Origin of the sequence: Amycolatopsis sp. 3B14 (genome assembly GCF_050958625.1) — a bacterium.
In the GTDB taxonomy this organism is placed as follows: domain Bacteria; phylum Actinomycetota; class Actinomycetes; order Mycobacteriales; family Pseudonocardiaceae; genus Amycolatopsis_E; species Amycolatopsis_E thermoflava.
In genome coordinates this window covers 130553-143596 of sequence record NZ_JBHZEN010000025.1, presented here as the reverse complement: position 1 = coordinate 143596, position 13044 = coordinate 130553, and the positions used below count along the sequence as shown (strand labels likewise).

Annotated in this window: 15 protein-coding genes; 8 read left to right on the top strand and 7 right to left on the bottom strand. The window is 70.4% G+C overall.

The window, feature by feature from the left end:
- Positions 1-7: 7 nt before the first annotated feature.
- The 5 genes from ACCP09_RS16255 to ACCP09_RS16235 are packed head-to-tail and all read left to right on the top strand — an operon-like array spanning position 8 to position 4971.
- Positions 8-1129, top strand: coding sequence for an FAD-dependent oxidoreductase (locus tag ACCP09_RS16255; protein ID WP_123685233.1), 1122 nt, complete (start codon positions 8-10; stop codon positions 1127-1129).
- 13 nt (positions 1130-1142) lie between these two features.
- Complete coding sequence (locus ACCP09_RS16250; protein WP_433747517.1) at positions 1143-2081, top strand: VOC family protein; 939 nt, start codon at positions 1143-1145, stop codon at positions 2079-2081.
- Between the two features lie 10 nt (positions 2082-2091).
- Entirely contained in the window at positions 2092-3042 is a 951-nt protein-coding gene (locus tag ACCP09_RS16245; RefSeq protein ID WP_378362871.1) for a fumarylacetoacetate hydrolase family protein, read from the top strand.
- Positions 3039-3821, top strand: a complete 783-nt coding sequence (locus ACCP09_RS16240; RefSeq protein WP_433747513.1) for an SDR family NAD(P)-dependent oxidoreductase — start codon at positions 3039-3041, stop codon at positions 3819-3821. Before ACCP09_RS16245 ends, ACCP09_RS16240 begins: the two co-directional genes overlap by 4 nt.
- Positions 3822-3831: 10 nt before the next feature.
- Positions 3832-4971: an alpha/beta hydrolase family protein gene (locus tag ACCP09_RS16235; RefSeq protein ID WP_027934611.1), complete on the top strand. Its 1140-nt coding sequence runs from the start codon at positions 3832-3834 to the stop codon at positions 4969-4971.
- 18 nt (positions 4972-4989) lie between these two features.
- Here ACCP09_RS16235 and ACCP09_RS16230 read toward each other — a convergent pair whose 3' ends face one another.
- From ACCP09_RS16230 to ACCP09_RS16220, 3 genes are read right to left on the bottom strand one after another with little or no spacing between them, the layout of a single operon-like run.
- A complete protein-coding gene (locus ACCP09_RS16230) occupies positions 4990-5328 on the bottom strand; it encodes a hypothetical protein (RefSeq protein WP_433747509.1) in 339 nt (112 codons plus the stop codon).
- 1 nt (position 5329) lies between these two features.
- Positions 5330-5869, bottom strand: a complete 540-nt coding sequence (locus ACCP09_RS16225; protein WP_084022759.1) for an NADAR family protein — start codon at positions 5867-5869, stop codon at positions 5330-5332.
- A gap of 18 nt (positions 5870-5887) precedes the next feature.
- Entirely contained in the window at positions 5888-6889 is a 1002-nt protein-coding gene (locus ACCP09_RS16220; RefSeq protein ID WP_378362866.1) for a zinc-binding alcohol dehydrogenase family protein, read from the bottom strand.
- 71 nt (positions 6890-6960) lie between these two features.
- Here ACCP09_RS16220 and ACCP09_RS16215 point away from each other — a divergent pair, with 71 nt between their 5' ends.
- Positions 6961-7308 carry a winged helix-turn-helix transcriptional regulator gene (locus ACCP09_RS16215; RefSeq protein WP_231960756.1) on the top strand — a complete coding sequence of 116 codons (348 nt, stop codon included), beginning with the start codon at positions 6961-6963 and terminating at the stop codon, positions 7306-7308.
- Positions 7309-7357: 49 nt separating this feature from the next.
- The gene (locus ACCP09_RS16210; protein ID WP_123685225.1) at positions 7358-8542 is read left to right on the top strand and encodes an MFS transporter; all 1185 of its coding nucleotides are present in this window, start codon (positions 7358-7360) and stop codon (positions 8540-8542) included.
- A gap of 40 nt (positions 8543-8582) precedes the next feature.
- On the opposite strand, the gene ACCP09_RS16205 is transcribed toward ACCP09_RS16210, so the two are convergent.
- Positions 8583-9359, bottom strand: coding sequence for an SAM-dependent methyltransferase (locus ACCP09_RS16205; RefSeq protein ID WP_433747503.1), 777 nt, complete (start codon positions 9357-9359; stop codon positions 8583-8585).
- Positions 9356-10042, bottom strand: a complete 687-nt coding sequence (locus ACCP09_RS16200) for a histidine phosphatase family protein (RefSeq protein ID WP_431905060.1) — start codon at positions 10040-10042, stop codon at positions 9356-9358. Before ACCP09_RS16200 ends, ACCP09_RS16205 begins: the two co-directional genes overlap by 4 nt.
- A gap of 269 nt (positions 10043-10311) precedes the next feature.
- Here ACCP09_RS16200 and ACCP09_RS16195 point away from each other — a divergent pair, with 269 nt between their 5' ends.
- Complete coding sequence (locus ACCP09_RS16195; RefSeq protein WP_433747499.1) at positions 10312-11475, top strand: hypothetical protein; 1164 nt, start codon at positions 10312-10314, stop codon at positions 11473-11475.
- Between the two features lie 2 nt (positions 11476-11477).
- Here the strand turns inward: ACCP09_RS16195 and ACCP09_RS16190 are convergent, their stop codons facing one another.
- Complete coding sequence (locus tag ACCP09_RS16190) at positions 11478-12344, bottom strand: SAM-dependent methyltransferase (RefSeq protein ID WP_433747496.1); 867 nt, start codon at positions 12342-12344, stop codon at positions 11478-11480.
- Between the two features lie 216 nt (positions 12345-12560).
- Positions 12561-13019 (bottom strand): hypothetical protein, encoded by a 459-nt coding sequence (locus ACCP09_RS16185; protein ID WP_433747493.1) that lies wholly within the window; start codon positions 13017-13019, stop codon positions 12561-12563.
- Positions 13020-13044 lie beyond the last annotated feature (25 nt).

The following is a 13044-nucleotide window of genomic DNA, read 5'->3' as shown; positions in this document are numbered from 1 at the left end:
AGTTCCCATGCCAGCCGTGAACAACGTCCTGGTGGTCGGCAGCGGCCTCGCCGGGACGGCCACCGCGATCGGCCTCGCCGCGCACGGCGTCGCCGTGGACCTGGTCGAGATCAAGCCCGACGTCGCCGCCATCGGGTCGGGGATCACCTTGCAGGGCAACGCTTTGCGGGAACTTCGGAACCTGGGCGTGTGGGAGCGGGTGCGCGCCGAGGGGTTCGGCTTCGACAGCCTCGGTCTGCGCGCACCCGACCCCGCGGGCACCCTGCTCGTGGAGATCCCGGACGCCCGCACCGGCGGCCCGGACCTGCCTGCCACGATGGGCATGCCGCGCCCGGCGCTGGCGCGGATCCTGCTGGACCGCGCGGCCGAAACCGGTGTGAAGACCCGCTTCGGCGTCACCGTCACCGAGCTGGAGACCGACGGCCGGGTGGTGTTCTCCGACGGCTCGTCCGCGCGGTACGACCTGGTGGTCGGCGCCGACGGCATCCGGTCGTCGGTGCGCCGCATGCTCGGCGTCGAACTGGAGACCCGCGCCACCGGCATGGGTATCTGGCGCGCGTTCGGCCCGCGCCCGGCGTCGGTCACGCGCACCGACCTGTACTACGGCGGCCCGTGCTACATCGCCGGCTACTGCCCCACCGGGGAGAACTCGCTCTACGCCTACGTCGTCGAGGACGCGCAGGACCGCTCCGCGCTCACCCCGGACGAGCGGCTGGCCACGATGCGCGAGCTGGCCGCGGCCTACCACGGCCCGTGGGACGAGATCCGGGAGACGCTGACCGACCCGTCCCGCGTCAACTACACCTGGTTCGAGACTCACGTGCTGCCGCCGCCGTGGCACCGGGGCCGCGTCGTGCTCATCGGCGACGCCGCGCACTCCTGCCCGCCCACCCTCGCGCAGGGCGGCGCGCAGGCCCTGGAGGACGCCGCCGTCCTCACCGAACTGCTGCTCGCCGCCGACGCGCTGGACGACACGCTGTGGCAGGCCTTCACCGACCGCCGCTACGAGCGGGCCAAGGCCGTCGTCGACGCGTCCAACCAGCTCGGCCAGTGGCTCCTCGACCACGAACAGGGCGACGTGCCGGGCCTGATGGGCCGCGTCGCCGCACTCGTCACCCAGCCCGCCTGATCCAGGAGGACCCATGACCGACCGACTCATCACCCACCTGCGCCACGTCGACCTCGCCGTGCCGGACCTGGCCCGGCAGCAGGGCTTCTTCACCGGCGCCTGGGGCCTGACCACCGAGCACACCGACACCGGCATCGCGTTCCTGGCCGCCGAAGGATCGCCCGAGCAGTACGTGATCCGGCTGCGCCAGGCCGACGACAAGCGCATCGACCTGATCTCGTTCGGCGCCGCCACGCCGTCCGATGTGGACACCCTCGCCGCACAGCTGGCGTCCTCCGGCGTGCGGCTGGTCAGCGAGCCCGGCGCCATCGACACCCCCGGCGGCGGTTACGGGTTCCGGTTCTTCGACAACGAGGGCCGCACGATCGAGATCAGCGCCGACGTCGCCGTCCGCGCGCACCGCAAGGTCGAGCAGGGCGAGTCGATTCCGGTGCGGCTGTCGCACGTCGTGATCAACTCCGCCGATCCGGAGGGCACCCGCGCGTTCTACGAGAAGCACCTCGGGTTCCGGCTTTCCGACATCCTGATGCACCCGCGGATGGGCGAGATGATGTGGTTCATGCGGGTGAACTCGTGGCACCACAGCATGGCCATCGCCCGCTGCCCGCACCCGTCGCTGCACCACGTGTCGTTCGAGATGCGCGGCCTGGACGAGTACATGCGCGGCACCGGACGGCTGCTGCGCGCCGGGGTGGAGAAGATCTGGGGCCCCGGCCGCCACCTGGCAGGCAACAACACGTTCAGCTACTTCCTCGACCCGCACGGCAACACGATGGAGTACACCACCGAGCTGGAGCTGATCGACGAGGACACCTGGCACCCGCACCTGTACGACTTCAGCGACCCCGAGGTGTCCGACCAGTGGGGCACGGCGAACGCGATGAACGAGTTCGTCGCGCAGAAGTCGTTCAACGACCCGGACAAGGGCCTGTTCGTCGCCCCGCCGGTGTGAGGAGGTCCTGATGCGTTTCGCCACCTACTCGCTGGACGGCGAGGTGCGGGCCGGTGTCGTCGTCGGCGACGGCGTACACCCGCTGCCGCCGGACGTGACGGTGCTCGGCCTGGTGCGAGCCGGGCTGCCGGCCGCACTGGAAGCCGGTTCCTCAGTCCTGAGTGGACCGTCGGTGCCGCTGGATCGCGTGCGGTTGCTGCCGCCGCTGGAACCGCCGACGGTCCGGGACTTCGTCGCGTTCGAGGAGCACGTGGAGGGTGTGGTCGCCAGCGTCTCAGGCGGGTCAGGGGTCGTGCCGGAGTGGTACGAGGCACCCACGTTCTACTTCACCAACCCGTACGCGCTGCTCGGCGCGTTCGACGACGTGCCGGTGCCGCCGGGCTCGCGGCTGTTCGACTTCGAGCTGGAGGTCGCGGCCGTGGTCGGGCGGGACGGGTCGTCGCTGGCGCCGGACGAGGTGGAGATCTTCGGGTACACCGTGCTGAACGACTGGTCCGCCCGTGACCTGCAGCGGCGCGAGATGAAGGTGCAGCTCGGCCCGGCCAAGGGCAAGGACTCCGCGACGACGCTCGGGCCGTGGCTGGTGACGGCCGACGAGCTGGAGTCCTATCGCGACGGTGACGGGTTCCTGGAGCTGGACCTGCGGGTGTCGGTGAACGGCACGGAGATCGGGCAGGACCTGCTGTCCAACATGGGCTGGCCGTTCGAGGAGCTGGTCTCCTACGCCTCGCGCGGCACGTGGGTGCGGGCCGGGGACGTGCTCGGCTCCGGGACCTGCGGCAACGGCGGCTGCCTCGCCGAGCTGTGGGGCCGCGGCCGGGAGCTGCCGCCGCTGGCGGCGGGTGACGTCGTGGAGATGACCGTCGAGGGCATCGGGACGATCCGCAACACCGTCGTCGCCGGTGTGGAGCTGCCCCCGGTGCGGGCCGCGCGGCCCCGGCCGCGGAAGCGCAAGCGATGAGGGTGGCCGGCAAGGTCGTCGTCGTGACCGGCGCCGGACAGGGGCAGGGCGCGGCGGAGGCGCGGCTGCTGGCCGAGGAGGGCGCCCGGGTGATCGGCGTGGACCTGGGCGCTTCGCCGGTGGAGCCGCTGCCCGGGGTCGAGTACGTGCAGCTCGACGTCACCGACTCGGCGGGCTGGGCCGAGCTGGCGTCCCGGCTGGAGCGGGTGGACGGGCTGGTCGCGAACGCCGGGGTCACCTGGCGGGCGCGGCTGGACGAGGTCGACCCGGCCGACCTGGCGCGGGTGCACGACGTGAACGTCGGCGGGGTGGTACGGGCGATCCAGGCCGTGCTGCCGCTGATGCCCGCGGGCGGGTCGATCGTGACGGTCGGCTCGGTGGCGGCGCTGACCGGGCACTACCCGGTGGCGTACACGGCGAGCAAGTGGTCGTTGCGCGGGCTGACGCGGGCGGCGTGCCTGGAGCTGGGCGCGCGCGGGATCCGGGTCAACGCGGTGCACCCCGGCTACATCGAGACGCCGATGACCGCCTCGGCAGCGGCGGACTTCCGGGACGCGAACATCGCCGAAACCCCGCTGGGCCGCACCGGAACCGTCGACGAGGTCGCGCCGCTGGTGGTGTTCCTGCTCTCGGACGAGGCGTCGTTCATCACGGGCGCGGAGATCCCGGTCGACGGCGGGCTGACCGCGCACGGGGGCGTGAAATCGATCAGTGAGGTTTTGAAAGGCCCCGCCCGCCGGCCCACCACCACCCTCAACGGACACGCTTCGCGTGACTGAAAGGAATTCAATGTTCGAGTACTTCCCGGGCAACTACGTCTGGAACCTGGGCGTCGTGGCGACGCTGAACAGCGGCGGGCTGATCGACGAGGTCGACCGCGCGTGCCGCCCGATCAAGGAGGCCGCGCAGCGCGGTGAGGACGCGGGGACGGCCGACTTCCTGACCGCGTGGACCGCGCTGACCGACCAGCTCGTGGGGCAGGCGGAAGAGGCGGAGGCGGCGGGGCACACCCGCACCGCGCGGCAGCTGTACGCGCGGGCGACGAACTACCTGTGCCAGGCCGAGCGGATGCAGAGCGCGTCGGCGCCGGGCCGGCTGGACACCTACCGGCGGGTGCTGTCGTTGCAGGAGAAGGGTTTCGCGCCCGGTGTGTCGCGGGTCGAGATCCCGTACGAGGGCACGACGCTGCCCGCGTACTTCAGCGCGGCGCCGGTCGAGGGCCCGGCACCGGTGATGATCATGTGGAACGGGCTGGACTCGACCAAGGAGCACATGTACTCCTCCGGACACTGGGAGGAACTGGCGGCCCGCGGGATCTCGTGCCTGATGGTGGACTGCCCCGGTTCCGGCGAGGCGTTGCGGCTGCAGGGACTCACGGCGCGCGTGGACACCGAGGCGTGGGCGTCGGCGTGCGTGGACTACCTGGTCGAGAGGTCCGATGTGGACTCCTCGCGGATCGGCCTGGTGGGCTGGTCGCTGGGCGGCTACTACGCGCCCCGCGCCGCCGCCTTCGAAAAGCGGCTCGCGCTGGTGGTGGCGTGGGGCGCGAACCACGACTGGGGAGCCGTCCAGCGGCGACGGCTGGAGCGCGAGGGCGAGCGGCCGGTGCCGCACTACTGGGAGCACGTGCTCTGGGTGTGGGGGCACTCCGACCTGGCGGAGTTCATCGACTTCGCGGACGCCGTCAACCTGGACGGCGTGGTGGAGAAGATCGACATCCCGTTCCTCATCTGCCACGGCGAGAACGACCGGCAGATCCCGCTGGCGTACGCGCACCGGTCGTACGAGCAGGCCACTGCCAGCCCACGGCGCGACCTGCGGATCTTCAGCCCCGCCGAGGGCGCGACGGAGCACATCGGGCTGGACCACCTGCCCTACGTGAGCAGCTACATAGCCGACTGGGTGGCCGACGTGTTCGACGGCCGCTGACCGACGAGTGGGCGAGTCCTATCGACCCAGCTCGACCCACTCGTGGTCCTGCCCCGAATAGTCGATCTTGCCGGTCTCGGGGCGGACCGCGGTCACGATGTCGTGCTCGATGATGACGTCTAACATCAGGTCGTCGTCAAACCCGCAGTGCGGACAGCGCGAGCCGTAGCCCCGGGCCGCCACGAGCGGGCGGCCCGGGACGCCCGCGTCCCACTCCCCCCACTCCAAGGAGTCCCCGACGCGGTACCGGCGGAGGTTGCACGCGCCGAACCGAAACTGCGCGTTGCGGCGCCCAGCCCGGACACAGCTGCGGCACACCGGCTCACCCGGCACGTCGACCACGTTGAACAAGCCCATCTCAACCTGCCAGCCGCGCCCGCGCGTCCATCAGCGCGAAGCCCAGCAGGTTCAGCCCCGGCCACCGCTCCGGCTCCCCGGCACACGGGTCATCCGCCGCGACGCCGATTCCCCAAATCGCATCCACCGGACTGGCCTCCACCAACACCTGCGAACCCGTGCCCACCAGAAACCGCCCCAGCTCGGGGTTCTGCCCGAACTTCGCGACCGATCCGGCGACCACGATGTCGTACCGGGACGCCTCCCAGCGGGCCGGCTCGAAGCCCGCCACCTGGCGGCCCAGTTCCTTCGCCCGCCCGGGGTGCGGGGCGCGCAGCACCTCCTCAGCCACCGCCGCGTCGTCGAACAGCAGCGCCTTGCGCCACATCATGTAGTGCTCCGCCGTGGCGAACTCGCGCCCGTCCGCGACGAACCGCGCCGGCCACCACTGGCTCAGGCACCCGCGCCCCGCGCTGCCGTCCGGCTCCGGCCGGTGGCCCCAGAAGAACAGGTACTCGACCCGCTCGCCCCGCCGCACCCGCTCGATCAACTCCGCTCGCACAACCGGCAGTATCGCCGATCAGAAGCCGGAGATCACCGTCTTTCCGACGGTCCGCCCGGTCTCCGTCAGCTCGTGCGCCTGCCGCACCGTCGAAGCGTTGATCGGCTTCAGCTCGGTCGTCAGCGTGGTCCGGACGACACCCGCGTCGACCAGTTCGGCGACGTGTGCGAGCAGGTTGTGCTGGGCGATCAGGTCCCAGCCGTGCAGCGGGCGGGTGAACATGAGCTCCCAGTGGAAGCTGATGCTCTTCCCCTTGAGCGGCAACAACTCCAGCCCCGGCGGTTCGTCGATCGCGGTGATCGCTCCGCCGGGGCGCAGCAGCTCGGCGAACTCCTCGATCCGGCCGGCGGTGTTCGGCGAGAACACGTAGTCCACGCCGTCCGGCGCCACCTCCCGCACGCTCGCGACCAGGTCCCGGTGGTCGGCCACGTGGTGGGCGCCCAGCGAGCGCACCCAGTCCCGCGACTCCGGACGGGACGCGGTCGCCACCACGGTCAGCCCCGTCAGCGCCCTGGCCAGCTGGATCAAGATCGAACCGACCCCGCCGGCGCCGGCGAGGACCAGCAGCGTGCCGGTGCTGTCCGGGCCGACCCGGAACCGGTCGTGCAGCGTCTCGTACGCGGTGATGGTGGTCAGCGGCAGCGCCGCGGCCTGGGCGAACGACAGGCTCCGCGGCTTCGGGCCCACGATGCGCTCGTCCACGACGTGGTACTCGGCGTTCGTGCCCGGCCGGTCGATCGTGCCCGCGTAGTAGACCTCGTCGCCGGGCCGGAAGAGGGTCACCTCGGCGCCGGTCGCGGTCACCACGCCGGCCGCGTCGAAGCCGAGCACCCGCGGCTCGCCGCCCGGGTCGGAACCGGCGCGCACCTTCGTGTCGACAGGGTTGACCGACACCGCCTCGACGCGCACCAGGAGGTCGTGCGGCCCTGGCTCCGGGACCGGCAGCTCGACGTCCTCGAGTGCGGCGGGATCGGTGACGGGGAGGGACTTGCGGTAAGCCACCGCGCGCATGGTCGTCATGGCGGCGACGGTAGTCGGAAGAGCGTAGTTACCTGCAAGGCTCACAAGTTCCCATCGGGTACCATCGCAGCGTGCAGACCTGTGGCCCGAAGGACGTCTACGCCGCCGCGTGCCCGTGCCGGGACATGCTCGACCTGCTGGCGAACAAGTGGAGCGCCCTGGTGCTGGGCGCGCTGGAGGGCGGCCCGCAGCGGTTCGGCGCGCTGCGGGCGCGGCTGCAGGGCGTCAGCCCGAAGGTGCTGACCCAGACGCTGCGCAAGCTCGAGTCGCACGCGCTGATCGAGCGCGAGGTGTTCCCGGAGGTGCCGCTGCGGGTGGAGTACCGGCTGACCCCGCTCGGCGCCGACGCGGCCGTCCCGCTGGCCGCGCTGCGCACCTGGGTGGAGGCCAACATCGACCGCTTTCCGCAACCCGCCTGAGAACCTCGGGCTTGACCTCGAGTTAACTCCAACTTCTAACGTCGTGACCATGACGGATGCGACAGCGACCCCGTTGCGGATGCCCCCCAGGACGCTCCTGTTCACGCTGCTGGGCGTCAGCACGATGACCATCATGGCCAGCGCCACCATCACTCCCGCGCTGCCGGGAATGGAACAGCACTTCGCGGCCACCCCGAACGCCGCGCTGCTGGTCCGCCTCGTCCTCACCCTCCCCGGGCTCGCGATCATGCTCGCCGCGCCCCTGCTCGCTCGGCTGAGCGGCCGTGCCGGGCGGGTCCGGGTGCTCACCGCTGGGCTGGTGCTCTACGTCGTCGGCGGCGGGTCGGGCCTGGTGCTCGACTGGCTGCCCGGGCTGCTGGCCGGCCGCGCGGTGCTCGGCGCGGGAATCGCGGCCATCATGGTGACCTCGACGGCGCTGCTGGCCGACCACTACCCGGCCAGCGAACACGGCCGGGTGCTGGGGCTGCAGGGCGCCGCGATGGGGTTCGGCGGCGTCGTCGCCCTCCTGCTCGGCGGGGTGCTGGCCGACCTCAGCTGGCGCGGGCCGTTCGCGGTGTACCTGCTCGCGGTGCCGATGGTCGTGCTCGTCCTCCGGTTCGTGCCCGAGGCGCCGAAGTCCCCGACGGCCCCCGGCCGTCCACAACGGACACCGCGGCTGTTCGGCCTGTACGCGCTGATGTTCCTCGGCGTGGTCGTCTTCTACACCGTGCCGACGCAGGCGCCGTTCTGGCTGGGTGCGGTCACCGGCACCGGCCCGGTCGTCGTCGGCGTGCTGATCGCCGCGCTGAACCTCGTCATGACGCTGGTGGGCCTGAACTTCCGGCGACTGCGCGCCCGGTGGGACTTCCGCGTCCTCGCCGCTGTGCTCTTCGCCGCCTACGCCGCCGGGCTGGTCGTGCTCGGCCTCGCGGGCGGGATCTGGACGGCGGCGCTCGGCATGCTCATCACGGGCGTCGGCATCGGCCTGCAGAACCCGGTGATGAACGGGTGGGTGGTCGCTTCGGTCGACCCCGCGGCCCGCACCCGCGCGCTCGGGATGCTGACGTCCGCGTTGTTCCTCGGCCAGTTCGCCTCGCCGCTGCTGGCGCAGCCGGTGGTGAACGCCGTCGGCCTCGGCAACACGTTCGTGCTGGCCGGTGCTCTCGGCCTGGTGATCTCCGTGGTCCTGGTTTTCCTGCGCGGCCGGGCAACCTCGGATTCGCCCACCGCGTAAGGAGGTGCGTAGGCCCACCGACAGGGGACGGGAACGTGGATCACCGCCGCTGCTTGTACCCGACGCCGGCGAGGCAGCCACGACGGGCCCGCTGGTCGTGGAACGCGGGTGGGATGTCCGATCGCCAATCCGCCGCCGGAACCAGACCCGGGGGTACGAGTTCGAGCCCGCGGAAGAACTCGGCGATCTGCACGGTCGTCCGCGGAATCAACCTCGCGGAATTGCGCGCGTAGCGCCGGACCAGTTCGGCTCGGTCGTCGGGAGGCGCGGACGCGTCGTCGACCGCTCCGTGCGCGACAACGAGATAGCTGCCCGGCGCCAACGCCTCCATCCATTCGCTCACGAGTGGCGCGGGGTGTTCGACGAAATGCAGTACCGAGTTCATGAGCAGAGCAACAGGTTGTGCCAAGTCCAGCAGGTCGTCCAGTCTCTTCAACAGATCGGACGGCCTGCGCACGTCGCCGAGAACAGCATGGGGCCCGATGTCACCACCGGCGAGTTCGGACAACGCGGTGACCACTTCCGGGTCGTTGTCGACGTAGACGACGCACGCACCGGGCACAATGTCGTGCACGTTCCATTCGGGAGTCGGGTATCCGGCACCGACATCGACGAACTGGCGGATCCCCCGCTGGTGGCAGAACGCGACCGCCCGTTTGAGGAATTCCCGGCTCAGCTGCGCCCATTCGACGATGAAGGGGATCAACGGGTACACCGTCTGCTCCGCGAAGCTCTTTTCGACGTCGCGGTAGTGCGTTCCGCCCAGGTAGAGGCTGTACAGCCGGGACGCGCTCGGTCTCTGTTCGGGGGAAGTCAAGGCGGGGCTCCTCCTTCGTTCGCGGTGCCGGCACCGACCAGATGGGCAGTGTCGTTGTGGGTGACTTGGACCCAGCGATGGTGCCGCTCCCGGATTCCGGGAACGAGTGGTTGGAGTTCCCAGCGCGTGATGCCCGTCGGCGCAACCTCGAAACCGGCTCGGACCCGGGCTTCCGGGGGCAGCCGGAGGAAGATGTGTGCTGCCGCGGTGACGGTTTCACCGTGCCCTATGACGAGGACTCGCTCGCCCCGATGCCGGTCGAGCAGCCGGGTGAGTCCGGTCGTGACGCGGTCGAGGTAGTCCTTCCAGCTCTCCGCTCCCGGTGCGATGGCGATCCCGAGCCCGTCCTCGGGCCCCGCTCGGACACCGGAAAGGACCTCCCGCCATGGACGGCCGTCGGCCTCGCCGTAGTCGGGATCACGCAGTTCGTCGGCGATCGCGAGCGGTAGATCGAGCCGCGCCGCGACGATCTCCGCGGTTTCCGCGACACGACGCACCGAGGTGCCATAAAGCGCGGCGAACGGCTTCGCGTCGTGCTCTTTCGCGAGCACGGCGGCCAGCCGAGCTGCTTGCCACCGTCCCAGCTCGGTCAGCCCGGTGCAGCCGAGGGGACCCCCCACGATCCCCTCCCGGCTGCACCGGGACTCTCCATGACGCGCGATCACCAAGGCTGCGCTCTCCATCCTGTCCTCCCGTCGAATTCCGGCGCCTTGACGAATCACCCCGCACGGTGTAGACGCAGGGCAATACCGCTTCGGCCACGCCCGGAATGGGAACGGGACGGGCACAATGTGCGGCAACACCGAGTCATCCGGCACTGCCGCAAAAACGGTAAATACCGTGCCGCCACCCCGTCTAGGCCTGGTCGGGTGGATCGGTTTCACCAGGCCTCACATTTCGTTAACCTCTGGACCGGAGTTCCGGACTGACGGCACCCGTCACGGGAAGGGCGGTGAAGAACGTGAATGCCGCGCGGCGCCCCGCGGGAACGGCGGAAGGCAACTGGATCCTGGTCGACACACGGCCCGACGACCCGCAGCGCGATAGGCAGCGCGGTCGCAAGGTAGGACTGCTTCTCGCGGTAGGTCAGGCTGGTTACCACGGCGTCGCGCCGCGGAACGCGCTTGATCATCGTCTCGCCCAGCACCTGCTCCGCTACCGGCTGGACCAGGCCGTGCGCGAGGGCAACCGGGTGGAGGCCGATCGGGTGATCTACGCGGGCCGCGAGTGGAAGGTCCGCGTGCTGCCGCTCTTGTCTCCCGTCACGGGGACCGTGGTCGCGGTCATGGGTTGCTACATCGACGCCGCCACAGATTGGGCCACCGTGCCGCCACCGCTCGTGGGCAGCTGGGAATGGCGCATCACCGAAGCGGGGGCCGATCACCAGAACTTGATTGCCTGGACCGACGAGCTTTTCGAACTGTACGGCTTGGCACCGCCGGACGACGAGGCACAGCCGAACCCGCGCGGCGAACCGGGCACCCGCCTGAGGTTTCCCCACGGCCGTTGGTGGGACGGCACCTATTTCCTTCAGAACCTCGTGATGGACTCGTGGCGACCTGCGGTGCAGGAGTTCCGCGACAGGCTTCTGCACGACGACAGCGGCGGTCTCCACCTCTGCAGCTTCAAGGCCCAGCACCGGGTGACCGGTCAACCGGTCGCGCTCCGCATGGCGGGACGTGCCGCCACGGGCAGGTCCGGGTGGTTCCACGGCATCGCCGCCATGGACGTCGGAGCACGGGAGAACGAGCCCGTTCCGACTCCTCGTCCGCTTGCCGGCGCCTTCCTCGAGGCCTCTCGCGATCCGCTGATCGTCATCGACCGGGTGCTGGAAGAGCTTGATTCCGCGAACAACCTCTTCCGCGAGTTGAACCTAGCCGTGCCGACCGACCATCACGTGCGCAAGCTGGTACATCCCTTCGACGTGCCTGCGCTGACCAAACTCCTCGGGGAAGCCGGAGCAACCCCGGCCCGCGTGGTGGGACCGCAACGGCTGCGGCTCGCCACGTTGTCCGCCGACGTGTGGCGTGATTTCGAGTTCGTGGCGGTCGGTGACGCGCCCGTCCAGGGTGACGAGGTTCGGTACGTGGTGTGCCGGATCAGCGAAGCGCTGTGAGGCTAGGAGTCCACCAGGGCGACACCGCCGCGCATGGTGCGCTTCGCCCAGTCGGCGTGACTGACATGGTTCCCGGGTTCGGGCAGGCAGTCGGGCAGGTACGTCACCGGAGTGGCGAGCGTCATCCCGTCGAAGAACCGCTCGACCTGCGAAACGTTGCGCAGCACGAACGGGGTTCCGACGTCGCGCTCGTACACGTGTGAGAGTGTGATGAATGGCGGAAGAGCCTCGGCCGGAAGATCGTCACCGCAGCCGAGGGAAAGGGCAAAACAGCTGCCAGGCGCCAACTTGTCGGTGTACTGGCGCACGACCTCGTACAGATCCTCCCCTTCGCGGAGCTGCACGAACGAAAGAACACACAGCATGCCGAGCCACACCGGCTCGCTGAAGTCCAACTGGGCTTGCACAGCACTGTCTTCGAGGATCGTCTCCGGCTCCCGGACGTCCGCGTGCACCACCGCCGTCTTCGCGTTCCCCGTGAGCAACTTCCGGTACTCGTCCACCGGAGCCTGTTCGTAGTCGACGTAGACGACACGTGCGTCAGGCTGGCCGGGCTGGGCGATCTCGTGCACGTTGCCCCACCGGGGAAACCCACAACCGAGTTCGAGGAACTGGCGGACACCGGAGTTCAGCGCGTACCGCACGGACCGGACGAGGAACTGACGGTTGAACCGTGCGACGGCCTCCGGAACCCCGCGATGCTCCGGCGGGAACTCCTCCAGCATCCGACGAGCCGCCTCGCGGTCGTGCGCGGTGTGCCCGCCGCCGCCCAACTGGACGTCGTAGACACCACCGCAGGTGGCGCGGTCCGTGGTGTGACGAGGGCCGTAGACGATTCCGGTCACCTCGCCGCCCAGATCGCTCGCCATTGCTCCCCCAGGTCCTGCCATTCGTCGTGGAACGTCAACGTCAGCTCGTGCAAACCTACGTCCTGTCGCGCGCCCGGACCCGTCGAAACCGTGCCGAGCTGGACCTGTGCCCGAGCAGGCGGGTGAGGATGGATTTTCCCCGCCGCCGTCCGGGGTGACCGCTCCTGCTGTTCGTCCCGGTCGGGCCGGATGTGGTGACCTCGACGATCCGCGCAGTCACCAGCGCTCACCTCCCAATCCGGCCAGCCGGGCGGTGAGGCCTGCGAGCAGCAGATCCAGCCCCGGTCCGCGGGACAAGCAGATCTCCGCCAGTACCGCACGCGCTGCCAGCCCGCTCTCCGCGCCGAAGCCGGCGTCGGCGAGACGCTCCGCGATGGCCTCCAGCATGGGAGCGGCAGGCCCGGTTCCGGTGGCCGCCACCGTGCCGACCCCCGGGTACCGGTCGAAAGCCGCCCGCATCCGGCCGGCGAGCGCACGGATCCAGTCCACCCACTCGCCGTGCACGGGAAGGCCGATCCCGGCGCACGCCTCCGCCACGACGGCCGCCTCGACATCGGCCCGGTTGCCGACGTGGTGGCGGATCACGTTCGTACGCGCACCGACCGCCGTGGCCAGGTCCCGCAGGGACCAGCCGGACAGGCCCCGCCACCGGGTCAGCTCCAAGGCTGCGGCCACGACCACCGAAGGTGTGATCGGCGCG